This window comes from Parapedobacter indicus, from assembly GCF_900113765.1.
GTDB lineage: Bacteria > Bacteroidota > Bacteroidia > Sphingobacteriales > Sphingobacteriaceae > Parapedobacter > Parapedobacter indicus.
Genome location: NZ_FOQO01000002.1, coordinates 707,066 through 730,772, shown reverse-complemented (window position 1 = coordinate 730,772; position 23,707 = coordinate 707,066). Strand labels below are relative to the sequence as shown.

Sequence of the window (23,707 nt, the reverse complement as noted above, 5' to 3'; positions counted from 1 at the left end):
TTATGAGATTGCTCTTATTATTTTGCTCATTATCTCTGCTTGGCTGCTCCAAGTCGGCGAAGCCCGAATCGTCCAACCCACCTCCCTCGGAGTCCAAGCCCAATATTGTCTTCATTGTCGTAGACAGTCATCGGGCGGATGCCCTTGGAGCGGCGGGGAATCCGTTTGTGATTACTCCCAATTTGGACCAGTTGGCCCATTCGGGCGTTATGTTCAGCAATGCCTATGTAACGACGGCGATTTGCTCGGTAAGCCGGGCCAGTTTGTTGACCGGGCAGCACCGTGCCCGTCACGGCATCAACGATTTTACCACCAATTTTACGCATCAGGCGATGCTGGAAACTTTTCCCATCGTGCTGAAGGCAAACGGTTACAGTACGGCATCCATCGGCCTGTATGGTGTAGGTAATATCGCACCCAGCGGCTATTACGATTATTGGGAATCAGGCGTTCCATGGATGGCCGATGGAGTTCACAATACGGATAATATTGTCCGTAAGGCCGAAGCGTGGTTGGAAAAACAGACAAACGATAAGCCCTTTCATCTGTACCTAGGGTTCAGTGCAGCCCACGAGATCGATCCTACTGCCGATGCGCCCGCCCATTACCTTGTTCCGGAAAGGCATCAAGTTCTTTACCAGAACGTTACGATTCCTAAGCCGGAAACAGCGGATGAACGCTATTGGAATGCATTTCCGGATTTTTTTCGCACAGACGAAAATATAGCGCGGGAACGCTGGCATGGCTTCTTTTCCTCCGACGAGCTTTTCCAGCGGAATGCAAAGGATTATTACCGTCTGATTACAGGTTTGGATGAAGCGGTGGGGAGGATACGCGAGAAACTGGCATCCCTGGATCTTGAAGATAACACCATCATTGTTTATACAAGTGACCATGGCGTTTCCCTCGGCGAGCATGGAATCATGGGGAAATGGTACGGGTTTGACGTGGGTATTCATGTTCCGCTGATCATTTATGATCCCCGGGAGCAAGCGTTGAAGGATGTTAAAAGCTCATCGATCGCGTTAAATATAGACGTAGCGCCTACTATTTTGAAAATGGCCGGACTACCCGTGCCGGTACGGATGCAAGGAATTGACCTGGTTGATCTTGCGCGTGGCAATGTCGATGAACGTGCTGCTTTTTTTTATGAACATACGGTATTCAGTACCCCCAAATTGCCCAAAGTGGAGGGCGTGGTCACGAAGACGATGCGGTATATGAAATATACGGAGCACAATTATGAGGCGCTTTACGATTTTGCGACGGATCCGCAAGAGCGCGTTAATGTAGCCAATGACCCCGCTTATGAGGACACCTTGGTAAAGATGAGGACAACATATGAGAAAGAACGGGCTGCTGCTCGATGACCGATGAGATCGGCTTGTTTTTAACGCTAGCCCCGCGATAAGCGGGGCTTTTTTTAATATCGGCGGTATATTAGCGGGTGGCAATGGTAATTTCGTCGGAATCAGCCAACAGCATGTCGACACGTTCGATGGATTCATTTACGTAGCTTTCCACTTCTGCGAATACAGGCAACGTATTTGCAAGGCCTGCATACGTACGTTTCGTTTTGTTCAATGCCTTTGCTTCGCGCTTCAATGCATTTTTCAGTTGAATTTGCAACGCAGCGATGCGAAGGGCTTCTTCAGCGGAGCGTTTTTCGTGCGCACTGAGGTACCGTGCTTTAATGTCGGTAATGGCTTTTTTGCTTTCTTCTACTCGGATGTCATTGTCGATGTCTTGCTGGTACACGCTTATGAAGAAGGCTTCGTCGCGTTCAAGACTGGCGTGGTTTCCTACGCTGTTGCGGATCCGTTGAACCGCTAGATCGTATTGTTTCCACAAGGTGCTGATCGTAAATTGGTGAAAGGCGATCTGCGATTTGAAGGCAGTCGCAGGAGTAGCGTCCGGTGTTTCAGTCGGATTGGCAAAAAGGGAAGTTCCTAGGTTGGCAGTGGCAAAGAGTGCGATAATTACGAGCGTTTTCATGATTTCTTTTTTTACAATTATTGTTTTGTTCTTTTTTATTTCCAGTGGCTTTCGCGTTACCGGGCGTCCCCAGGTTTTGGCGTTGTCCTATGTGCCAATCCATTACATTTTTATACCAAAACTGTAATGTTCTGAAAAACAATAAGATGTATTTTGGACGGAAAGAGAGGCTGTTCGATAGCGGACAGTCGGGTGTCCGCTTGCGCACAAAGCGTACAGGCAATTTGCTTGCAGAACTGTAAATTTGTGGCCACGAAACATGCAGGGTGAAGCGCCTAACCCTGTCCGGCACCAGGCATGAGTTGCATGCCCGGTGCCAGCCAACCAGCGCGAAGGGAATCGAAAACGGGTCGATCAGTAATCATGGTTTCCAGAAGTCATTAGGCGCGCACCAATTCCAATAGGGTAATTTCGGGGGGCATTCCCAACCGGCCGAGGTAGCCCAGGAAGCCGAAACCACGGTTTACATACAGGTACTGGCGGCCTTGCTGGTACAGACCCGCCCATTGTTTGTAAAAATACTGCACGGGACTCCACCGAAGCCAACGCGATTCAAAGCCGAATTGCATGCCATGCGTATGCCCGCTTAAAGTAAGGACAATCTGTGGATGAGTGGTCACTACCTCGGCCATCCAATGCGAAGGGTCGTGGCTCAGTAAAATAGCCGGTTGATTACGGGATGTACCCGAAAGCGCCCGGGTTAGGTTGCCATACCGGGAAAAAGCACCCCGGCCACTCCAGTTTTCGACACCAAGTAAGGTAAGGTAGTCTCCATCTTTATGTAATGTCGTCGATTCATTCAGCAACAGCTGCCAGCCAGCCCGACGCTGATAGTCCATAAGCCGGCGAAGGTTTTCCTGTTTAGCGGCGAGCGAAGGCCAGCGAACGTAATCGCCATAGTCGTGATTGCCCAGCACGGAATAGACACCCAGCGGCGCACGGAGATGGGTGAAGATATCGAGATATGGCTCGAACTCGTCCGCTCGGTTGTTTACGAGATCTCCTGAAAAGAGGATGAGATCCGGTTTCAGCGCCATCACCTTGTCCACACCCCTGCGCACAGCAGCAGGATTGTCAAAACTTCCCGAGTGGATATCCGAAAGTTGAACGACACGCAACCCGTGAAATGCCTTGGGAAGACCGCCAATCGGAACCTGCACAGTCCGGACCTGATACCGATAGCGCCGCGACACCCCGTATAACAAACCGAGGAACAACAGACCACCTGAAAAGAGGGCTAATTGGCCCACAAAAGGACTTCGGGAAATGACGGTGCTTTCGGCAGACGCCGGGGCGGCCCACGCCACATGCAACCCGGTAAACACGGCCTTAATGCCAATCAACACATCGCCGACAAACATGACGGCGGCTGTGGCCAACATCCCCAGGAATACGGCAATGAGCGTGTGCACGGTATATTTGACAACGGCATTGGGCCAGCCGTTGTCTGACAAACGGCGGTAAACGACCAGACTGGCCAAGGCGCAAATACCAATGACCGAATAGCCTGCCAGCCATAGCTGACGGGCAGGTTCATCTAGGTACTCAAGTCCGATGGATGCCGCCGTAAAGGCGTAATACACCAGCCAAGCAAAGAATATAAGAAGAAAAAGAAGGGTTTTCATTGTTTTTACATGTAAAGACGCAAATATCGGACAAACATTACGTAAGCTGTGTTGACCTAACGTCATATAAAGGACCGACATTTATCAAAAAATCCTTGTAAATGTGAAATACCTTTCTTTACTTTGTAACTCAAAGTGCTTTTATTATGAATCATGAGCAACTGCAATCCGAATTGCTTTCCATCCGTCACCTGATGGAGCGGTCGGCCAAATTTATCTCATTGAGCGGTCTATCCGGAATTCTGGCCGGATGCTATGCCCTGGTGGGAGCGGCATTGGGTTATCGCGAGGTTTACGGGTTGTCCAGTAAGGTAGGATACCGCGACCATTACGTGACAGAAGAGGCGGTGTTGGTTAAGCTGGTGATCATCGCTTCGGTGGTGCTGCTGCTGTCGATAGGCACGGCCATTTGGCTATCGGCACGGAAAGCACGCAAACAGGGACAGGGCATTTGGAATCCAGCGAGCCGTGGATTGCTTAACGCAGTGGGTGTACCGCTGGTTGCGGGTGGTTTATTCGTGCTGGTGATGATTGCCCGCGGAACCTACGGCCTGGTTGCCCCCGCCTGCTTGATTTTCTATGGATTAGCGCTGGTGGCCGGGAGCCAGTATACCTACCGCGACGTGAAAGGATTGGGAATCTTACAGATTGTACTGGGACTGCTGGCGGCATGCCTGCCGGGTTATAGCCTCATTTTTTGGTCGCTTGGATTCGGTGTGCTACATATCCTCTATGGATTTATCATGTACGTCAAATACGAGCGGGGGGTAGCGTGATGCTCGAACATTTCGATAAGGCATTTGAAAACCGGGTGCGCCTGCAAATCATGGCAGTGCTGATGGCCAATGAAAGGTACGATTTCAACGCGCTCAAGGAATTGCTCGGAGTAACCGATGGCAATTTAGCCTCACACCTTAAAGCATTAGAAAAAGTGGCTTACATCGAAGTAAATAAAGCATTTGTAGGCCGTAAAACGAATACCAGTTATTGCGCCTCTGAAAAGGGAAAAAAAGCATTTGCCAAACACCTGGAAACATTGGAAAATTTAATTAAACAACAGAAACAATAAATTTTTTTGACTAATTACTTTGTAATGCAAAGTGCTTTTAACCTTGAGAAAAATGGAAACAAAAACACAGTTGACATCCGGATTAGGCTATTGGCTCAATAATTCGGTAACCCTTAAGCTTTTCGTAATCGGTCTCTTAGCCATCGTATTATTAATTCCTTCGTTTCAGATTACCTCACTCATTCAGGAACGACAGCAACGGCAGCGGAGTGTAGTCGCTGAAATTGGCCGCAGTTGGTCTGGTCCACAGGTGTTGGGTGGTCCTGTATTGGTGGTGCCTTATAAAACGATGGTCAAGACGATGGTGGGTGAAGTGGAAAAACTCGAAGAGCGCATTCAGTACCTATACCTGCTGCCGGAAGATCTTCAGATTACTGCCGAGACGGATACCAAATTGCTGCACCGGGGTATATTTGATGCGGCCGTATACGAAGCCAAGGTAGGTATGAAAGGCCGGTTTGGAGCACTTGACCTAGCCAAGGCCGATGTAACTCCCGAGCAGGTATTGTGGGAAAAGGCGCGGCTTGCCATCGGAGTAGGCGATCTCCGGGGCCTTAAAAACAGTCCGACCATTACGGTGGGTGAACAGGCCTACGAACCGGAAACGGAATACGCAGATATTGGGGTATTTAACAGCAACCTCGTGGTCGCACCCAAGCTTTCGGGCGAGCCATGGGAACAGCTACTCTTTGCGTTTACCCTGGATCTCCGCGGCAGCGAAAGTCTCCGCTTCCTACAACTGGCCAAACATACCCACGTGGAGGCTACGGGAAATTGGGGTGCACCGAAGTTTTATGGGAAATTTCTGCCCGATGAACGTGAAATCCGTGATTCGGGTTTTTCCGCGCAATGGGAGGTGCCGCACTTTTCGCGGATGTTACCCCAGCAATGGACGGCCGCTCAAGCAACCATCGGCGAGCGTATGGAACCGGATGATAGTGGCGATTATTATGCAGGTGAGGGGACATTTCCTGATGTCCCTGCCGCCGTAGCGCAGCATAAAACACACGAAGCTACGGGATTTGGTATCCAGTTTCTCCAGCCGGTAGATCATTATCAAAAAGCGGAACGCACAGCTAAATACGCCATCTTGATTATTGTGCTGACATTCGTGGCACTGTTTTTTACGGAAGTGATCACCCAACGGCGGATACACATCATCCAATATGTGCTCATCGGTGCGGCTATGATTGTATATTATACGTTGCTGCTTTCTTTTTCAGAACACGTGGGCTTCAATGCGGCGTATGCGATTGCTTCGGTGGCTACCATTGCTCTGATTGGGGGCTTCATTGCACAGCTTTTGCACCGGCGCCGGGTAGCGCTGATCTTTTCGGCAATCCTTGCGGTATGTTATGTGTTTATTTTTGTGATCATCCAACTGCAGGATATGGCACTGTTATTTGGTAGCATTGGGTTGTTTGTCACGGTAGCCCTGTTGATGTATTTTTCCGGACGCATTAACTGGATGCGCGATGATGCGGAAGAGACCACCGTACCTACGCCCCTAAACTAGCGATTGGTTGGAATTTTCGCGCCAGCCGACTGTGAGCGGCTGGCGTTTTTTTCTAAAAAGTAGAAATTTCCGATGGGGTTTTAAAATTCGTCTGTTTTTTTATTATAATTGAGCATGGTAATAGTTAATCGATCGATGTGGTTGTTACTTTTTGTATTCATCGCATTCAACCTGCATGGGCAGGCTACAGATACACTCCGCGTCTTAGCAATTGGCAACAGCTTTTCGCAGGATGCTGTTGAACAATATTTACATGAATTGGCCGAGGTATCGGGCAAGCCGATGATCATTGGTAACCTGTACATCGGCGGGGCACCTTTGTCGTTGCATTGGAAAAATGTGCAAACGGATAATCCGGCTTATAGCTACCGGAAGATCGGTGTGGACGGCGAGAAAACCACCACAGAAAAAATCCGTATTTGTACCGCGTTGCAGGACGAGCATTGGGATTACGTATCGCTTCAGCAGGCCAGCCCGCTATCGGGCAAGTTTGATACCTATGTGGAACCGCTCAAGGGAGTATTTCAATATATAGATAGTGTAACCGGTGGAAGCGTTCACGTGGTTTGGCATCAAACCTGGGCGTACGCACCTACTTCTACGCACAAAGGCTTTGCCAATTACAACCACGATCAACTGACCATGTATCGTGCCATTATGGATGCATCTGCAAAAGCGGAAGCATTGATGCCCTTCGATCGGTTAATTCCCAGCGGTACAGCCATTCAAAATGCACGGACCGCGCTGGGCGATAACCTGACACGCGACGGGTATCACCTGGATTTGCACATTGGGCGGTTTATCGCTGCTTGTACGTGGTTTGAATCTTTATTTGGCCAACAGGCCCCGGTAGCCGAATATCGCCCGGAACAGGTATCCCTAGCGGAAGCGCAGGTAGCGCAACAGGCCGCGCACGCGGCGGTCCAACAACCGTTTTCGGTGACGAATATTTCAGTGGATGAAATCGAGGAGGTAAGCCCATAGGTCACATCCGCAGTGATGATACTGCAGTTAAATGCATGCCCAAATGGAAGTACGTCATCCCCTTACTACCCGGATACATTCCATAGACCGGGTGCGCGGATTGGTGATGCTTCTCATGGCACTTGACCATATCCGCGACCTGATGCATATCGGATCACTTTCGGGAGATCCAACCGATCTGTTGTCTACCACACCAGCTTTATTTCTCACGCGGTGGGTTACACATCTGTGCGCACCGACATTTGTGTTTCTGTCGGGTGCATCGGCTTATCTTTCCTCCCAGAAACGGTGCGATGTAGGAACTACTCGACGATTTCTCATTAGCCGGGGGCTATGGTTGGTGGTGCTTGAGTTTACCCTTGTCAATTTCGGAATTTGGTTCGATGTGCATTTCAATGTGTTTCTCATGCAGGTCATTGCAGCCATCGGTTTGGGCCTTATTACGCTGGGTGCCTTACTTACCGTGAATCCGAAAGTAGTTGGCGTAATTGGTCTGGCCGTTATTGGACTGCATAATTTTTTCTCCCTGACCTCACCGTTGTTCGCGCCAGGTTTGATTCCCCTCGGGGAAAATCACAACTTAGTGGTTGGTTATCCGCCTATTCCTTGGATCGCCATCTTATTTGTCGGTTTTTGGTGTGGCAGGTGGTTTGAACGCCCCCGGCTCGATAGGCGGCGGCTGTTTGCCATCGTCGGACTCGTCTGCATTGGCGTGTTTGTCGGATTGCGGACGTTCAATATCTATGGCGATCCACTGCCTTGGAGTGATCAGAAAAATGGATTATTTACGTTCTTGTCTTTTATCAACGTTACCAAATACCCGCCGTCGTTGTTGTTTGATTTGGGGATGCTCGGGTGGATGTTTTTATTGCTTTCCTCGGCCGAATGTGCGGGTAACCGCATGACAACTGTATTGGAAGTGTATGGTAGGGTACCGCTGTTCTATTACTTGTTGCATTGGTATGTAATCCACCCGCTTTTATTCGTCGTGCTGCTTGCACAGGGTTTCTCACCGGCCGATTTTAGGTTTGGTTTCAACTTTGGCCGACCGGAAGGCGCCGGTGGCCTGGAGCTTTGGGCGGTTTATTTGTTGTGGCTTGGCGTGGTTGGAGCGCTGTATCCAGTTTGCCGCTGGTACGGGGCTTACAAGCAGCGAAACCGGGATTTAATGTGGCTGAGCTACCTGTAGCAGTCGTTTCCTAACAGCAACGGAGAGATCGATAACTGTGCAGCAATAACGAACGCTTATGAAATCAGGCCGCTGCAAATAACGTTGCTTTATATGAATGGAATTATTGTATAAAATTTTTGATTATATTAAAGCAAATTTATCTAAGTTTGGCAGGTATAAATAAATAATTATGACGCAACCTCAGGATGCTAAATCGAATTACAGCGTTTCTTTAGCCACTTTGACCACTTTGTTTTTTATGTGGGGTTTTATTACCTGCATGAATGACATCCTCATTCCGCATTTGAAAGCGTTGTTTCAACTGAATTATTTTCAGGCGATGCTGGTGCAATTTGCTTTTTTCGGGGCCTACTTCATCGGATCAGTAATTTATTTTGCCGTATCTTATTTTTCCGGAGATCCGATCAATAAAATTGGCTATAAGGGAGGGATTATCATCGGACTGTTAATTTCCGCACTGGGTTGTTTATTGTTTTATCCGGCAGAACAGATGGCCGTATACCCGATGTTTTTACTGGCGTTATTCACGCTTGGCTTGGGATTTACGTTGCTGCAGATTTCTGCCAATCCCTACGTGGCCATTCTAGGACCGCCCGAAGGGGCGTCCAGCAGGCTCAATCTGGCCCAGGCATTTAATTCATTAGGAACGACCATTGCACCCGTATTGGGAGGATACTTGGTTTTTGAATTTTTTGCCGAAGGCGGTGAGATTACACCGGATGCCACCAAGATTCCGTACCTGATATTCGGATTACTGTTTGTATTGCTGGCAGTGTTTGTAAGAATGATCAAGCTACCGAGGTTTCAGGCTGAGGAAGTAGGTGGCGGTAAACTGGGGGCGTTGGCCTTCCCGCAGTTGCGCGGCGGTGTGCTGGGCATTTTCTTTTACGTCGGTGCGGAAGTGGCAATCGGAAGCTTGATCATCAGTTTTATCAGTCAACCGGATGTGATGGGACTGGATGAACAGGTCGGCAAAAACTACCTGGCCCTGTATTGGGGCGGCGCGATGATCGGCCGGTTCCTGGGCTCGATTTCACTGAATGACAGATTGAATGCAACGAAAAAGATGAGTTATATGGTGGTGGCGGCAATAGCGGTTTTTCTGGTGATTTACAGCATCGTGAATCTTTCCTTTAATCAAATCGCTACTTTCCTTATTTTTATTGTATTAAATTTCGTGGCATTTGCCATCGGAAAGTCGGTGGCTGCCCGCGCGCTGATGGTGTTTGCCTTAGTGAATATTGGACTGATACTCGCCACGGTATTGGGTACAGGAAGCTGGGCCATGTGGACCTTATTGGCCGTAGGGTTATTCAATTCGATCATGTGGTCCAATATCTTTACGCTGGCAATTACCGGGCTGGGCGCACATACTAGTCAGGGCGCGTCCTTGCTCGTAATGGGAATTTTGGGCGGTGCACTAATTCCGCTTCTACAGGGCTGGCTGGCTGATACCGTTGGGCTGAAACCTTCTTTTGTCATTCCAGCAGTGTGTTATGCGTATGTCGCTGGATATGGGTTGTATTGCAGTCGCAAACTGGGAAAGATTACGCAATCTGAGCCGGTGGCAGGGGGGCATTAGCCCCCGTTTGCTATAAATTCCGTGGTTTTACCTTTTTTACCGATAACCTGGTTCATCTGTCGATATTCCTTCGGTGAGATTCCAATGTTTTTTTTAAATAGCCTAGAAAAGTAATAGGGATTGTCATAGCCAAGTTCCATCGCAATTTCTTTGACGTGATTGGTTCCAAAATAGAGAAGCTGACAGGCTTTTTGCATTTTTAATTGAATAAAGTAGTCGATGGGAGGCATGTTGGTGGCTTTGCGGAAAAGCGTGGAAAAATGAGATGCTGACATTCTATTTTTTAACGCCATCTGTTCGACTGTAAGCTTTTTGTGTAAGTTATTGCGCATCTCTTCAATGGTTTTTATAATAATGTCTCCGCGATCTTTATCGTCTACATGCCGCTCAGGGAATAAAAAAGTTGCGATCAGATAAAAAAGAGAGAAGGATGCACTTACCAAATTTTCGTGACTATAACCCATCTCCAGGGTTTTATAGATCGTATGCCAAACTCGGATAGAATTTTCATTTGCCGGGATAGCGATGGGTGAGGCGGAAACGGTAATGTGTAGTGACTTATTAATCACATCAATCTGGTCGCTTGTATAATGAAACCAGTAAATAGTCCACGGCGTTGATTCGTCTGCCCAATAGCATATATACTTGTCGGTAGCTGGTATTAATATGAATTGGTTGGCGCTAACCTCATGCTGCTTGTTATCAAGTATACAATGTCCTTTACCCCGGGTACAATAAATAAGAATATTTTCATGGCATCCTGTTTTTCTTTCCCTATAATGATGTGCTGCTTTCGGAAAGTAACCTATTTGGGTAATGTAAATAGGAAATAGTGCCGGTGTTCGATCTTTGGCATCTTTCAAGATCTTTTCGGGTATATAAATCACTTTTTCCCCCTCAAATCCGTCTCTTATTTTTGGTTTTCTAAGCAAGTCTTTCATACAGGCTAATCTAATCGAATAATGCATGAAATATAAGTAAAACCTTCGTCAATCCTATTTGAGATAATATAAATACATTGTTTATGAGGGTGAATAAATCGAAAAGTGTATTTTTATAGTGGGATAATGCATTTTTTGCTCCCGTTGGAGTGCCTAACTTAGCCATGTAAACTTAATAACATGCCGATAGATTTATCCGTTTCCAGAAGGGGGTTCCTCCGTGCGGCGGCACTGCTTTCCCCGGTACTGCTTGGTAGCAACGCCTTTTCAATGGGCCGTCTTCCTTTCCCTTTTATCCAACATCCGCCGGTTCCATTCCCGCATTTTCCCGGCCGGTTGCACGCATTCGTGTGGCGAAATTGGAACTTGGTTCCCCTGGCGCGAATGGCGTCGATACTGGGAGCCAGCGAAAACCAACTCCTCAAGCTGGGACAGGCGATGGGGTTAGATAGGCCGAAGCCGGTGTCCGATGAACAATGGCGGCGGAGTTACGTGACGATTATCCGGAGGAATTGGCACCTGCTTCCGAAAACGCAACTTGAAGCGCTGTTGGGCTGGACTGCGGAACAAATGGAGTTTACGCTTCAGGAAGACGATTTTCTGAATGTGAAATTGGGTAATCTGAAGCCCGATTGCGAATTACTCACTTGGTCTTCTTCGACCGATAAAAGTGCTGAAAATTGGATTCGGGAAGTGGTCAAACAGGAATTTTCGGAGTTGCAGATAACCCGGGAGGAGCCACTGTTTCAGTTCGTTAAGGACCTTTCAGCTGCGCCTAAACACCGCACAGAAACCTTAGCGTCAAACTTTTCACCCCGGTTTGGATACGGATATTTTACGTTATTTGGAGATCCGCTATTGGACACAGACCTCGATCCGTATCCAGACGGATACCTGCAGCGGATGGCGGCTACGGGGTTAGATGGCACCTGGATGCACATCGTGCTGAGTAATCTGACGCCTTTTCCCTGGGATCCCGCCGTTAGCAAGGGCTGGGAGACGCGATTGGCCAATCTCAAGAAGTTGATCGAAAAGTGCAAGCGTCAGGGTATTGGTATCTATCTGTATCTCAATGAGCCGAGGCGTCAACCGTTGTCATTTTTTGAGAAGCATCCGGAGCTTAAAGGCGTGACAAGCGGGCAGCACGCGGCGTTATGCACCAGTCATCCCGATGTCCAGAACTACCTGGAAAATGCAATCGCGCAGATTGTGTCGGCAGTGCCCGATTTGGCTGGTTTCTTTACGATCTCGGCATCCGAAAACCCCACGCATTGCTGGTCGCATTTTAAAGGGGATACGTGCCCCCGTTGCGCTTCGAAGGGGCCAGAAGCCGTCATTGTGGAGCTCCATCGCGTCTATGAAAGCGGAATCCGGAAGGGAATGGAAAGGTACCGGAAAGAGGTGGGTGACTATAAGGGGGCCGGCCCTCAACTGATCTTGTGGGATTGGGCTTGGCCGGATGGGTGGGCTGAAAATATTATTCCGAAGTTGCCTTCCAATATTTCGTATATGTGTGTCAGCGAATGGAGTTTGCCCATCAACAGAGGCGGAGTAGAGAGCAAGGTGGGTGAATATTCCATTTCCGCAATCGGTCCGGGTCCGCGGGCGAAAAGGCACTGGGCAATCGCGCGCGAACACGGCCTCCGGATTTTGGCAAAGATACAGGCCGGCACGACTTGGGAGTGCGGCGGCGTACCTTATATCCCGGCACTGGAAAATGTGGCACAGCATATTGTCAATCTCCGGGATGAAAAGGTGAGTGGATTGCTGACCGGGTGGACACTCGGCGGCTATCCGGGTTCGCCAAATCTGGAAGTGGTTTCGGTGATTGGAAGCGATGATCGTATTTCTGTGCGTGACGCCCTGACACAGGTGGCGAAAAGGCGTTACGGCGCAGCGGCCGAAGATATGGTGGACGCTTGGTATGGGTTTAGTAAAGCTTTTCGGGAATTTCCCTACCACATTGGTGTAGTCTACCAAGCACCCGTGCACTCAGGCCCGGCCAATCTATTGTGGAAGGAGGCTACAGGCTATTCCTCAACGATGGTAGGCATCGGTTACGACGATTTAAAAGGCTGGCGATCGATTTATCCCGAAGAGGTGTTTATCAACCAGTTGTATCGGGTTGCGGAAGGATTTGACCGTTCGTTGGCTACGTTGAATGAACGAACGAAATCCCTGACGTTGACGAAGGAACAACGGTTGGAATTTGAGCGGGAGCTGAGTATCGCCGAAGCGGTAGCGATCCTGTATAGAAGCGTGGCCAATCAGGCGGATTTTATCCGGCACCGCGATCAGCTCGGCACCGTAGCCGATCGCTCGGGGGCGAAATCGAGGCTGAGGGAGTTGCTGTTGAGTGAAATCAAGCTGGCCCGTCGCCTTTATGAACTGCAATCCGCGGATTCGCGCATCGGTTTCGAAGCCACGAACCATTATTTTTATGTGCCTGACGACCTGATGGAGAAGGTGCTCAATTGCCGGTACCTGCTCGAAAATTGGGTGGAGAAGATTTAGTAACGAAGTAGATAAACCAAGGTAGATGCGATACGAATTCATGTTTCCTTCCCAAATACGGGAGGCGATTGCGAACAACACGCCCGTTGTGCTGGCGTTGGGGGTGTTGGAATACCACGGCGAGCACCTTTGCACCGGCGTCGATACACTCGTGATTACCCGGGCGCTGGACGAACTGGAAAAGGAGATGCCACTGGTCATTTTTCCGCCGTTTTATTACGGTGCCAGCAGCTTTGCCGTGGCGCCGGTAAGCCAGGGCAGTGTCCACAGCGGTCCGGAGCTGTTGTATCCGTTTGCGCAGAACTTATTCGATAACCTGCTGCGCATCGGATTCCGCAACATCCATGTGCTGGTACACCACCAAAGTGAAAACTTTACGGCCGGGATGCCCACGGATCTATCGTTCAAGCTGGGCGCGCGGCAGGCGATTTTTAGCTACCTGGAACGGGAACGTGGTGCGGGTTGGTGGGGCAATGCGGATGGAGCAGACTACTACGAACAGCACGAAGCGGGTGACGACCCATTCAGCTGGATACAAATCCATCCGTTCCTGAGCGACGAGATACAAAAGAAACATCCGATAGATCATGCCGGTAAGCTGGAGACGGCCATGATGATGGCATTCTGCCCGGAAGGGGTATCCATGGAGCAATGGGAGCAGGGAACCTGGTATACACGAACGGCGGCAGCGGCCACGCCAGCCTACGGGGCACAGGTAAAGACACTGGTGATGGAACATTTGCGCAACTTATTAATACCGGTACGCCATGATACCTAATGCGAAGACTCCCTTGTTGCCCTTGCTGATTATCGGAAGTATGTACGTGATCCTGGGCTTCAGCGTGGGGATCAATGCCTATTTTATTCCATTCGTGCAGGAGGCTTTTACGGTTTCTACAGCCGCCTCTTACCTGATCATGACGGCTACCTTCTCGGCCTATATCCTTTTTGGGCTGCCTTCGGGGCGGATATTGAAACGGGTGGGCTATCGCCGGGGAATCACCGTTGCATTCGCCATGATTGCGGTGGGATTTGCGCTGATCGGTTATTCGGCCACCGTCAGACAATTTCCGCTCTTCCTGGCAGCGCTATTTATTATCGGAATGGGACAGACCCTGCTCACGGGTGCGATCAACAGCTACGTGACCATCATTGGGCCTGCCGAAAGCGCCGCGAGCCGCATCAGTGCGATGGGCATCGCCGATAAGCTGGCGTTGGCTGGAGCTTCCTTGGTGCTGGGCTCGTTCCTCGACCTGTCTGCGATCCGGTTGACGGACGCCGTTATCCCGTTCTATGCCATTGCCGTAACCCTGTTTCTCCTGGGATTGGCGGTACTGCGCTCGCCACTGCCGAATATTCACGCCGAGGGTGAAGCAGACGAAACGTCAAACGGAACTTCAAACGGTCACGATACACGGGGAATATGGGCGTACCCGCATGCGGTTTTGGGGGCTGTGGCGATCTTCTTCGACGTAGGGGTGGAGATCGTGGCGTTGGGTTCAATCAACGACTATGCAAAGGTATTGGGGTTGCCTTCGCCCGAACATTATGTGTGGCTGACTACCTTTGGCATGGTGGGCGGCTACCTGGCCGGTATCGTCTTTATCCCGAAGTTGGTGAGTCAGCGTACAGCGCTGGCCTTATGCTGCCTATTGGGTGTCGCTACGGTGGTATCCATTACGTTGGTTCCGCCAGCGATTTCCATCTACCTGGTCGGGGGATTGGGACTGGCCAACTCGTTATTGTGGCCGACCATTTTTCCCCTCGCTTTAACCGGACTGGGTCGATTCACCAAAACCGGCTCCGCCATGCTGGTAATGGGGATCATTGGTGGCGCAATCCTTCCGCTGGTTTACGGATTTGCGGCAGAACGGGTGGGCTATCAATGGGCTTACCTGGTTTGTCTGCCATCTTACCTGTTTATGTTTTACTATGCCCTATGGGGAAGCCGTATCCCGCCGCGGAATGCGCCGCATGCCGTGCTGGCAGAAAGCGAGGGAAGTCATGGATAAGTTGTTGCACATTCATCCCGCAGACAACGTGCGGGTCTTGCGCGAGCCGCTGGCTGCGGGCGAAGCTGTGGTGATAGACGGACAAACCGTCCTTTCGGCGGTACCGCTGAGTCTTGGGCACAAAGTGGCCACGCGTTTTATCCAGAAAGGCGAGCAGGTAATTAAGTTTGGCGTCCCGATTGGTTCGGCGACCGAAGATATCCCCATGGGTACACATGTGCACCTGCATAACCTGAAAAGTGATTATCTTCCCACCTATACGTTGACTGATGAATACATTGCCAAATAGTGAAGCTGCCCCGATACCGGGCTACCTGCGCAGCGATGGGCGGAAAGGTATCCGCAACGTGATATTGGTTGCCTACCTGGTAGAGTGCGCGCATCATGTGTGCAGTGTGATTGCCTCCGGTTACCCCAATGATCCGGTTCAGGTGATCGGGTTCAGTGGCTGCTATCCCAATGCCTATGCCGACCGGATGATGCGGGCGTTGTGCACGCATCCGAATGTCGGGGGCGTGTTGTTGGTATCGCTGGGTTGCGAAAGCTTCAACCGCAGTCGGCTGCTGGAAACCGTTGAGGCCAGCGGGCGCCCTGTGGAGTTGGTGGTCATCCAGCAGGCAGGGGGAACGAGTGCTGCCGTCGCCCGTGGCCGTACATTTATTTCCGAAACCCTTCTGAAGCTCGATGCGGTGCCGCGGGTCTCCCTGCAGCCTCAGGAACTCACTGTCGGAATCGTCTCGGGGGGAAGCGATGCCACCAGTGGCATTACCGCTAATCCGGCGGCCGGTTGCGCATTCGATCGGCTTCATCGGATGGGATGTACGACGATATTTGAGAATACGGGCGAGATGATCGGTTTGGAGCGGCTGATAGCCGCACGGGCCACCACACCGGAATTGGCTGATGAATTGGAAAAGACCATTGTCAAGGCAGCGCGTTATTACGCGACGATGGGGCATGGCAGCTTTGCGCCGGGTAACGCCGAAGGCGGGTTGACCACGTTGGAAGAAAAGTCGATGGGCGCGTACGTAAAAAGCGGAACCGCACCGATCCGCGGACTGATCAAGCCGGCGGATATTCCACCCGCACCGGGTCTGTATCTAATGGACATCGTCCCCGACGGGGAACCGCGTTTCGGTTTCCCCAATCCCACCGATATAGCGGAGATGAATGAACTCATTGCTTCCGGTGCACATATTGTGTTATTTACTACGGGTCGTGGATCCGTGGCCGGATCGGCCATTTCACCGGTCATCAAGATCTGTGCGAACCCCGAAACGTATGCGCGGATGCGCGAAGACATGGACGTAAATGCAGGGCGAATACTTACCGAAGGGGTAACGGCTGAAGAGGTCGGCAATGAGATCGTCGAACAGGTCCTAGCCGTTGCGGGAGGTACACCCAGCTGTCCGGAAAAGTTGGGCCACCGGGAGTTTTCGTTGCAGTACAAAAGTTTTGAGCCGCTGGGGCCTTCGTGCTTGGCGTAAGCTGTTGATCGATGAAGAAAATAGACAGTCACCTGCACTTTTGGAACTATGAGCCGGTGAAAGATGCGTGGATCTCCGATGAAATGGGCGTGCTGAAACAGGATTTCAGTCCCGATCAACTGCTGCCGCTATGTATGGCAGAAGGCATTGGAGCTGGGGTGGCCGTGCAGGCCGACCAAAGCGAGGCCGAGACAGCGTATTTGATTGGATTGTCCCAAGCCTATGATTTTATCCAAGGTGTAGTGGGTTGGGTAGATTTACGTTCGCCCGATGTCGCCGACCGCCTGGATCATTTTTCGCAATACCCGGTGGTTAAAGGCTATCGTCACATCGTGCAATCGGAACGGCAGGACGACTTTCTGCTCAGGGGCGACTTTTGTCGGGGGGTTGCGGAGCTTGGCAGGCGCGGACTGACCTACGATGTGCTGATCTATCCGAAGCACCTGCCTTATGCCCTGGAGTTTGTGAGGCGATTCCCGAACCAGCGGTTTATGATCGACCACATCGCCAAACCCGCTATCCGGGACGGGCAATTTGAGACGTGGCGCCGGGCGCTGGAACCTTTTGGCAGGGAAGCTCATGTTTCGTGCAAAATAGCTGGGCTAACCACGGAGGCCCACTGGCATGTCTGGCAATCCAGTGATTTCGCCCGTTACCTGGATGCGGTGCTGGAAATATTCGGTTCCGACCGATTGGTGTTCGGCAGCGACTGGCCGGTGTGCTTGGTTGGTGCCGACTATACCCAAACCTGCCGCATATTGTCTGAAAATATGGCCCAACTCAGCGAAGCGGAAAAGGAAAAGATCTGGGGAGGCAATTGTGCGCGTTTTTATGACTTGCCGGGATAACGATTGTATCTCTGCCGTCTGACTGCAGCCAGACTGCTGCCAGACTGCTGCGGGTGGCTTAGTGATATACGTGCGGTGAAGGGGCAGTCTGCTGGCGGTTTTTTGCACCGGTATTGCAACGTGACCGCACCGAAAGCGCCAGCGGACCGCTCGATGATGCGGAACGTTTTGACAACGGACATATCAAAACGTCCTCGTCGGGGCTGTCGAAGTATTACTCTGTGCTTAGTTTTTTAAAGTAGACCATCAGGTGCGTGCGCATCTGGCTCCTGAATTGTTCCGGATTGCCGTGTGGCCACCATCGCCGGCAATTTCAATCGGTAGCCGGTGTAATATCACCGGCGAAGAGACCATTGCCAACGCTGCCTTCGGCCGGCTGGCTACGACGCATATAAAATTGGATGTAGTGTAAAAGTCTTGGAAAAAAAATGTAAAATTGTTAGACTTTCAGAATCTCTGAACCAGTATCGTTGGAACATCTGCCAGTTCAGGGTCAGGTAGTGAGTAGTATTTTGGTGCTTTTCGATTTCAGAAAACACACTGAACCTCGAACTTAATATATAGGCCAGAATGACGAATATGATCAAAAACAAACAAGAAAAATAACCAGTTAAAATTATTTAAATGTGTATAAGAAATAGCGGTTGGCAACTTACGATGCTGTGTGTTGTACTCCTGGTGGGAGGTTGTCAGAATTCCAATTCCAAATCGGCTGATAAACCTGTTAATGAGCGGGTACTCCATTTACCGCCCGGCCCTGACAATCCCCGCAATAGCGAAGGAGATTTTATCTCGTTAAAGGATGGACGCATATTGTTTGTATATAGCCGTTACACGGGAGAATCTACGAGTGATCACGCACCCGCTTATTTGGCGGGACGTACCTCGTCCGACGGTGGAAAAACCTGGTCTATGGAAGATCGGCTGATCGTTGAAAGGGAGGGCGATATGAATGTGATGTCGGTATCACTCCTGCGGTTACAGAACGGAAATATAGCCTTGTTTTACCTGCGGAAAAATGCGGTGACGGATTGCATACCGATGATGCGCATCTCAACTGACGAAGCGGAAACGTGGAGCGAACCTATTGCCTGCATTACCGATAAGAAAGGATATTTTGTCTTAAATAACGATCGGGTTATTCAACTGGAGGATGGACGTTTGATGATGGCGGTGGCGCTTCACCAGACCCCCAACGGCGAGTGGAAGAACGAGGCGTCGTTGTACGCGTATTACTCAGACGACAACGGGCAGAACTGGGTGTCAAGTGAAGTCGTACCCAATGAACAAGGGGTCATTACCCAGGAACCAGGGCTGATAGAGTTAACGGATGGCCGGATCATGATGTACATTCGCGCCAGTGGCGGCGCGCAGCAATTGTCCTATTCATCGGATCGCGGAGCTACGTGGAGTCCAATTGAAAAGAGTAATATTGCCTCTCCGCTTTCACCTGCGACAATCAAACGGATTCCGAAAACCGGAGATTTATTGCTCGTGTGGAACAACAACGATGGAAGTAATCCTGATATCAAGGATAAGCGGACACCGCTGACCGTGGCGATATCCAGCGACGAGGGAAAGACGTGGACACACGTTAAAGATATCGAAACCGATCCGGATGGCTGGTATTGCTACATTGCCGTGGACTTTGTAGCGGAAGACTGGGTATTGTTAAGCTATTGCGCGGGTAGTTCATCCCAAAAAACGCATCTTTCAGTTACCGATGTCCGGCGGCTGGATGTAGATTGGCTGTATTTGTAATGGCTGATTGACCAAAATATTGTTGAGAGAACGACGACTAGGCGAGGCAATTTGCATTCTACTGTGTGAAGATGATTTGTTGGGTAAATGAGGCGGATTAATCCGTACTCAATTTTTTAAAGTAAACCATCAGATGCGTCCGCATTTGACTTCGAAATTGTTCCAGATTGCCATTTTTTAATGTGTTAAGCAAGTCACGGTGGGAGACGGGACTCATGTCTTCCGGTATATTGCCCGTATAGGCTTCAGTATCCTTAGAAAGATTCGCATATACATGATCAAATATCGGTAACAGCATTTTTTGGAACCTCATGATCGTTTTATTGCCCGAAAGCTTATAAAGCATGGAATGAAACTCGATGTCGTATTTAACGATATCGATCTTTTTAGTTGTCTTTTCCTCTTTTTCAACAATTCTTTCCAGCTTAGACAGATCGGCATCATTTTTTCGGAGGAAAAGCACATCGCCTAAACCCACTTCAATGACGAGTCGCATTTCAAAAATCTCGTTCATCGTCTCGTCGTCGAGCAATTGCGGGTCGAGCACGCGTTCCATATTATTAAAAACGTCCGGCTTAGCTATGACCATGCCTCGGTTTTTGCGCGATTCGATGATGCCTAAAGTACGAAAGCGGGAAAGAGCTTCCCGAATAGCTGTTCGGCTAACGCCCATTGCTTGGGCGAGTTCTAATTCTTTTGGTAAAGAATCACCGGGCTGGAAATTTTCGCTGCGTAAATATTCCTGCAGGCTCATTTCTATTTTGTCGACCTGACTTAAATTTTCGACAGGTCGTAATTTTTCTAAAGACATCGAAAAGGATCCATTTAATGCGGTTGCAAAAATAAGGCATTTTATTCTGGAAAAATAAATATGTCGTACATTTTTAAAAAATGTTTGGAAATTGAACATTTAGTTTCTATGTTTGCTATACATATGTCGTACATATGTATTAAATCTAACGCGTTATATATTATGAAAAGACTTTTATTTTATCTCCTTTTGGTTTCGGGGTGCGTTCATGTCGCGTTTGGCCAGAGATTGGTAACAGGCAAAGTACGCGATACGGGCGGTAATCCGCTGGTCACGGTTACGATTACAACCGACGATCAAGCGGTTCAAACCCAAACAGACGACAATGGCAGCTTTAAACTGACAGTGCCGGAAACATCGAAATTTCTGATTTTTTCGTTGGTTGGAAAACAAGAAGTAAGGAGCTCGATAGGTGCGAAAGAGACGTTCGACATCGTCCTTGAAGATGCGCAGACCGAGTTGGACGAAGTTGTAGTCGTGGGATACGGCACACAAAAACGGGTAAATCTAACTGGATCTGTAGATCAAGTGGGATCGGAGTATTTTGAAAACAGACCGGTACCATCGGTTTCAAGAGCACTACAAGGAGTTATTCCCAACTTGAATGTTAACCAATCCAATGGAAACCCAACATCCAACCCTGCGTTCAATGTGCGGGGTTTGACTTCTATTGGTGCTGGTGGAGAAGCGCTGGTACTCATTGACGGCATAGTAGGGGACCCCGCTTTTCTGAATCCGAATGACATTGAGAGTGTCACTGTGCTGAAGGACGCCGCCTCAGCAGCGGTCTATGGAGCCCGAGGTGCTTTCGGCGTGATTCTGATTACAACCAAGAGTTCAAAGGGGTCGAGAAGCCAGATTGACTATTCAGGGGCGTTTTCATCATTGGATCGTACGGTCAAACGCAATTTAGTAACCGATGGGTATAGATGGGCGAAAATGTTTGCAGAGTCGTACGCAGGATGGTATGATAATGCATCTTTTCCCGCAACCGTGGGGGCAAGTGGCCTGCTATTTTCACAAGAATACCTCGATGCGTTGAAAGAACATTCGGAGAATCCGGGTTTGCCGGAAGTGGAAGTTGATCCGGCTACGGGCAATTATGTGTACTATGGAAACACGGATTGGGAAAAATTACTCTATGCCGATGGGATACAGGGGATGGATCACACTATCTCTTTCTCGGGAGCCAATGAAAAGCTGGATTATATGGTATCCGGTAAATATTACAAGCAGGACGGGATTTACAGGCTTGCAGATAACGGATTTGACCGTTATAACGTTAGGGTTAAAGGTGGTGTCCAAGTGACCGATTGGCTAAAGGTATCAAGCAATTCCAACTTTTCGAACTATAATTATACCGATCCTTTTAGGGGCGCCAATGTATTTTCTTTGTTAAATGTTAATGGGTATGGTGCCCCAATGGGGATTTTGTATAATCCAGATGGAACACTGACTCAACAGGCTGCAGGCGCATTGGGAATCAGTATGGCTGGTAATGAAAATCAATCAAGCAGATTTTTATTTCAACAGGATATTAGCTTGGCGGCGTCGTTTCTCGATGGTAAACTGAATATTCGGGGCGATTTTTCTTATCAGAATACACGTACCCAAGACATGACTAAGTTGGTATCGGTGCCTTATAGCCGGAGACCGGGTGAGGTAATTGACCAAAACGTACGTCAGCTCACTAAAGCCTCGATTTTGCAGAACTATTTTACCTATAACCTATACGGCGATTACCAGTATACAATCGGTAAACATAATTTCAAAATTTTGCTTGGCGGCAATTTAGAGGACAATCGATTGGAAAATCAAAGTGTTACCCGCGACGGGTTGCTCATCCCCGAATTGTCCGACTTGAATTTGGCCGTAGGGCAGAACTTCACAATAACCGGAGGGGGTAATCAGTGGGCTATCGCGGGTGTGTTTGGACGTATCAACTATAATTTCGATGAGAAATATCTGTTAGAAGTGAATGGGAGATACGATGGCTCATCGAAATTTCCAAAAAGCCAGCAATTTGGGTTCTTTCCTTCGGTGTCTGCCGGTTGGAGGATTAACGAAGAAAGCTTCATGGATTGGTCGGACATTTGGCTGAACGATTTGAAGGTACGTGCATCATACGGTGCTTTGGGCAATAGCCAGATTGCTCCATACCTCTTTGTTGAACAGCTGCGAGCCGCAAAGGCCACCTATATCCTTAACGGACAACAACCAGCCTATATCCGAAACCCGGCGGTCATTGCAGATGATTTTACTTGGGAAACCGCTCGGACTTTTAACCTTGGGTTGGATGCCGCATTATTGGATAACCGGTTGAGTGCTACCTTTGATTGGTACCGGCGTGAAACCATCAATATGATTACTGCCGGCCCACAGATTCCCGTGGTATTCGGCGCGGCAATCCCAACCGGCAACTATGCAGATCTACATACCAAAGGGTATGAATTGTCCGTTCAATGGCGGGATCAGATCGATATGGCCAAACCACTGTTCTATGGAATTAGAGCGATCTTCTCAGATAATATATCTTATATCACGCGATTTAACAATCCGTTGGGACTGATTACGCAAAATGACTATACATTCGCTACTAATTTTTACGAGGGACAACGATATGGCGATCTGTGGGGTTATGAAACAGAAGGATTTTTCACTTCTGCAGAAGATATTGCGTCACACGCTGATCAGTCGGCGGTGATTGCTTCCGGAGGCAATATTCCATTGCCGGGCGATGTCAAATTCAAAGACCTGAATGGTGATGGAATGATCAATAAAGGGAATAGAACCCTCGATGATCACGGCGATTGGACCATTATAGGCAATACAACGCCTCGCTACAGTTATGGCCTTACGGCCGATTTGAGTTGGAGTAATTTTTCGGTTTCTGCCTTCTTTCAGGGGATAGGTAAACGTGATTGGTACCCAAGTTATGGCGCGACGGAATTTTGGGGCCAATATACGGTTTGGTACGGCAGTTTGCCGGTTCATACCTACGAAAACCGATGGACACCGGATAATCCGGATGCGTATTTTCCGAGGTACAAAGCCCCGATGCCTTATGGCGAACGACAACTGCAACCGCAAACTAAGTACATTCAAAATGCCAGTTATGTGCGGTTGAAGGATTTAACAATCACGTATCGGATTCCACAGCGAATTTCAGAACGTATAAGACTAAAAAACGCGGCTATCTATCTATCCGGTCAAAATATCTGGACGTATTCCCCCATGTTTAAATTGACCAAAGATATCGACCCGGAAGCGATTACGGGGAATCCGGGAACCGGTGGTCAGCACGGGCATGCTTATCCTATGCTGAAAACCTATTCCATTGGAGTGAACCTAACCTTATAAATAATTAAAA

Annotated in this window: 20 protein-coding genes; 16 read left to right on the top strand and 4 right to left on the bottom strand. The window is 49.2% G+C overall.

The features are described from left to right. Positions 1-2 precede the first annotated feature (2 nt). Complete coding sequence (locus BMZ56_RS06515; protein ID WP_090625697.1) at positions 3-1,370, top strand: sulfatase-like hydrolase/transferase; 1,368 nt, start codon at positions 3-5, stop codon at positions 1,368-1,370. Positions 1,371-1,440: 70 nt separating this feature from the next. Here the strand turns inward: BMZ56_RS06515 and BMZ56_RS06510 are convergent, their stop codons facing one another. Together BMZ56_RS06510 and BMZ56_RS06505 are read right to left on the bottom strand one after the other, a co-directional pair. Then, on the bottom strand, positions 1,441-1,995 hold the full coding sequence (locus tag BMZ56_RS06510; RefSeq protein ID WP_090625695.1) for a hypothetical protein: 555 nt from the start codon (positions 1,993-1,995) through the stop codon (positions 1,441-1,443). Between the two features lie 380 nt (positions 1,996-2,375). Continuing rightward, positions 2,376-3,620, bottom strand: a complete 1,245-nt coding sequence (locus BMZ56_RS06505) for a metallophosphoesterase (protein ID WP_177195059.1) — start codon at positions 3,618-3,620, stop codon at positions 2,376-2,378. A gap of 146 nt (positions 3,621-3,766) precedes the next feature. On the opposite strand from BMZ56_RS06505, the gene BMZ56_RS06500 reads away from it, so the two are divergent. The 6 genes from BMZ56_RS06500 (at position 3,767) to BMZ56_RS06475 (ending at position 9,963) form a co-directional block, all read left to right on the top strand. Further along, a complete protein-coding gene (locus tag BMZ56_RS06500; protein ID WP_090625692.1) occupies positions 3,767-4,396 on the top strand; it encodes a hypothetical protein in 630 nt (209 codons plus the stop codon). Continuing rightward, the gene (locus BMZ56_RS06495) at positions 4,396-4,689 is read left to right on the top strand and encodes a winged helix-turn-helix domain-containing protein (RefSeq protein WP_090625691.1); all 294 of its coding nucleotides are present in this window, start codon (positions 4,396-4,398) and stop codon (positions 4,687-4,689) included. Before BMZ56_RS06500 ends, BMZ56_RS06495 begins: the two co-directional genes overlap by 1 nt. 52 nt (positions 4,690-4,741) lie before the next feature. Beyond that, positions 4,742-6,205, top strand: a complete 1,464-nt coding sequence (gene creD, locus BMZ56_RS06490; RefSeq protein ID WP_090625689.1) for a cell envelope integrity protein CreD — start codon at positions 4,742-4,744, stop codon at positions 6,203-6,205. 135 nt (positions 6,206-6,340) lie between these two features. Further along, a complete protein-coding gene (locus BMZ56_RS06485; protein ID WP_090625687.1) occupies positions 6,341-7,189 on the top strand; it encodes a DUF4886 domain-containing protein in 849 nt (282 codons plus the stop codon). A gap of 43 nt (positions 7,190-7,232) precedes the next feature. Beyond that, positions 7,233-8,378 carry an acetyltransferase domain-containing protein gene (locus BMZ56_RS06480; RefSeq protein ID WP_090625818.1) on the top strand — a complete coding sequence of 382 codons (1,146 nt, stop codon included), beginning with the start codon at positions 7,233-7,235 and terminating at the stop codon, positions 8,376-8,378. Between the two features lie 172 nt (positions 8,379-8,550). Next, entirely contained in the window at positions 8,551-9,963 is a 1,413-nt protein-coding gene (locus BMZ56_RS06475; protein WP_245893107.1) for a sugar MFS transporter, read from the top strand. Here BMZ56_RS06475 and BMZ56_RS06470 read toward each other — a convergent pair. Continuing rightward, the gene (locus BMZ56_RS06470) at positions 9,960-10,904 is read right to left on the bottom strand and encodes an AraC family transcriptional regulator (protein WP_245893105.1); all 945 of its coding nucleotides are present in this window, start codon (positions 10,902-10,904) and stop codon (positions 9,960-9,962) included. The two genes, BMZ56_RS06475 and BMZ56_RS06470, sit on opposite strands and share 4 nt — an antisense overlap. A 180-nt stretch (positions 10,905-11,084) precedes the next feature. On the opposite strand from BMZ56_RS06470, the gene BMZ56_RS06465 reads away from it, so the two are divergent. The 8 genes from BMZ56_RS06465 to BMZ56_RS06435 all read left to right on the top strand — a co-directional run bounded on the left by BMZ56_RS06465 (position 11,085) and on the right by BMZ56_RS06435 (position 19,526). Then, positions 11,085-13,418: a glycoside hydrolase family 20 protein gene (locus BMZ56_RS06465; protein ID WP_218146480.1), complete on the top strand. Its 2,334-nt coding sequence runs from the start codon at positions 11,085-11,087 to the stop codon at positions 13,416-13,418. Between the two features lie 25 nt (positions 13,419-13,443). Then, entirely contained in the window at positions 13,444-14,196 is a 753-nt protein-coding gene (locus BMZ56_RS06460; protein ID WP_090625684.1) for a creatininase family protein, read from the top strand. Continuing rightward, the gene (locus BMZ56_RS06455; protein ID WP_090625681.1) at positions 14,186-15,430 is read left to right on the top strand and encodes an MFS transporter; all 1,245 of its coding nucleotides are present in this window, start codon (positions 14,186-14,188) and stop codon (positions 15,428-15,430) included. The genes BMZ56_RS06460 and BMZ56_RS06455 overlap by 11 nt, the downstream gene beginning before the upstream one ends. Further along, a complete protein-coding gene (locus BMZ56_RS06450) occupies positions 15,423-15,719 on the top strand; it encodes a UxaA family hydrolase (protein WP_090625679.1) in 297 nt (98 codons plus the stop codon). Before BMZ56_RS06455 ends, BMZ56_RS06450 begins: the two co-directional genes overlap by 8 nt. Then, positions 15,700-16,917, top strand: coding sequence for a UxaA family hydrolase (locus BMZ56_RS06445; protein ID WP_090625676.1), 1,218 nt, complete (start codon positions 15,700-15,702; stop codon positions 16,915-16,917). Before BMZ56_RS06450 ends, BMZ56_RS06445 begins: the two co-directional genes overlap by 20 nt. An 11-nt stretch (positions 16,918-16,928) precedes the next feature. Beyond that, positions 16,929-17,765: an amidohydrolase family protein gene (locus BMZ56_RS06440; protein WP_090625672.1), complete on the top strand. Its 837-nt coding sequence runs from the start codon at positions 16,929-16,931 to the stop codon at positions 17,763-17,765. Between the two features lie 250 nt (positions 17,766-18,015). Continuing rightward, entirely contained in the window at positions 18,016-18,177 is a 162-nt protein-coding gene (locus BMZ56_RS25575) for a hypothetical protein (protein ID WP_177195058.1), read from the top strand. Positions 18,178-18,389: 212 nt separating this feature from the next. Then, the gene (locus BMZ56_RS06435) at positions 18,390-19,526 is read left to right on the top strand and encodes a sialidase family protein (protein ID WP_090625669.1); all 1,137 of its coding nucleotides are present in this window, start codon (positions 18,390-18,392) and stop codon (positions 19,524-19,526) included. Positions 19,527-19,623: 97 nt separating this feature from the next. On the opposite strand, the gene BMZ56_RS06430 is transcribed toward BMZ56_RS06435, so the two are convergent. After that, a complete protein-coding gene (locus BMZ56_RS06430; RefSeq protein WP_090625667.1) occupies positions 19,624-20,337 on the bottom strand; it encodes a FadR/GntR family transcriptional regulator in 714 nt (237 codons plus the stop codon). Positions 20,338-20,499: 162 nt separating this feature from the next. Between BMZ56_RS06430 and BMZ56_RS06425 the strand changes: the two genes are divergently transcribed. Next, positions 20,500-23,697 carry a SusC/RagA family TonB-linked outer membrane protein gene (locus BMZ56_RS06425; RefSeq protein ID WP_177195057.1) on the top strand — a complete coding sequence of 1,066 codons (3,198 nt, stop codon included), beginning with the start codon at positions 20,500-20,502 and terminating at the stop codon, positions 23,695-23,697. Positions 23,698-23,707: the final 10 nt, after the last annotated feature.

Bases quoted from the DNA above. Each gene is read 5' to 3' on its own strand.
- BMZ56_RS06515 (WP_090625697.1), top strand. From the start codon at position 3: ATGAGATTGCTCTTATTATTTTGCTCATTATCTCTGCTTGGCTGCTCC.
- BMZ56_RS06510 (WP_090625695.1), bottom strand. From the start codon at position 1,995: ATGAAAACGCTCGTAATTATCGCACTCTTTGCCACTGCCAACCTAGGA.
- BMZ56_RS06505 (WP_177195059.1), bottom strand. From the start codon at position 3,620: ATGAAAACCCTTCTTTTTCTTCTTATATTCTTTGCTTGGCTGGTGTAT.
- BMZ56_RS06500 (WP_090625692.1), top strand. From the start codon at position 3,767: ATGAATCATGAGCAACTGCAATCCGAATTGCTTTCCATCCGTCACCTG.
- BMZ56_RS06495 (WP_090625691.1), top strand. From the start codon at position 4,396: ATGCTCGAACATTTCGATAAGGCATTTGAAAACCGGGTGCGCCTGCAA.
- creD (WP_090625689.1), top strand. From the start codon at position 4,742: ATGGAAACAAAAACACAGTTGACATCCGGATTAGGCTATTGGCTCAAT.
- BMZ56_RS06485 (WP_090625687.1), top strand. From the start codon at position 6,341: ATGTGGTTGTTACTTTTTGTATTCATCGCATTCAACCTGCATGGGCAG.
- BMZ56_RS06480 (WP_090625818.1), top strand. From the start codon at position 7,233: ATGGAAGTACGTCATCCCCTTACTACCCGGATACATTCCATAGACCGG.
- BMZ56_RS06475 (WP_245893107.1), top strand. From the start codon at position 8,551: ATGACGCAACCTCAGGATGCTAAATCGAATTACAGCGTTTCTTTAGCC.
- BMZ56_RS06470 (WP_245893105.1), bottom strand. From the start codon at position 10,904: ATGAAAGACTTGCTTAGAAAACCAAAAATAAGAGACGGATTTGAGGGG.
- BMZ56_RS06465 (WP_218146480.1), top strand. From the start codon at position 11,085: ATGCCGATAGATTTATCCGTTTCCAGAAGGGGGTTCCTCCGTGCGGCG.
- BMZ56_RS06460 (WP_090625684.1), top strand. From the start codon at position 13,444: ATGCGATACGAATTCATGTTTCCTTCCCAAATACGGGAGGCGATTGCG.
- BMZ56_RS06455 (WP_090625681.1), top strand. From the start codon at position 14,186: ATGATACCTAATGCGAAGACTCCCTTGTTGCCCTTGCTGATTATCGGA.
- BMZ56_RS06450 (WP_090625679.1), top strand. From the start codon at position 15,423: ATGGATAAGTTGTTGCACATTCATCCCGCAGACAACGTGCGGGTCTTG.
- BMZ56_RS06445 (WP_090625676.1), top strand. From the start codon at position 15,700: ATGAATACATTGCCAAATAGTGAAGCTGCCCCGATACCGGGCTACCTG.
- BMZ56_RS06440 (WP_090625672.1), top strand. From the start codon at position 16,929: ATGAAGAAAATAGACAGTCACCTGCACTTTTGGAACTATGAGCCGGTG.
- BMZ56_RS06435 (WP_090625669.1), top strand. From the start codon at position 18,390: ATGTGTATAAGAAATAGCGGTTGGCAACTTACGATGCTGTGTGTTGTA.
- BMZ56_RS06430 (WP_090625667.1), bottom strand. From the start codon at position 20,337: ATGTCTTTAGAAAAATTACGACCTGTCGAAAATTTAAGTCAGGTCGAC.
- BMZ56_RS06425 (WP_177195057.1), top strand. From the start codon at position 20,500: ATGAAAAGACTTTTATTTTATCTCCTTTTGGTTTCGGGGTGCGTTCAT.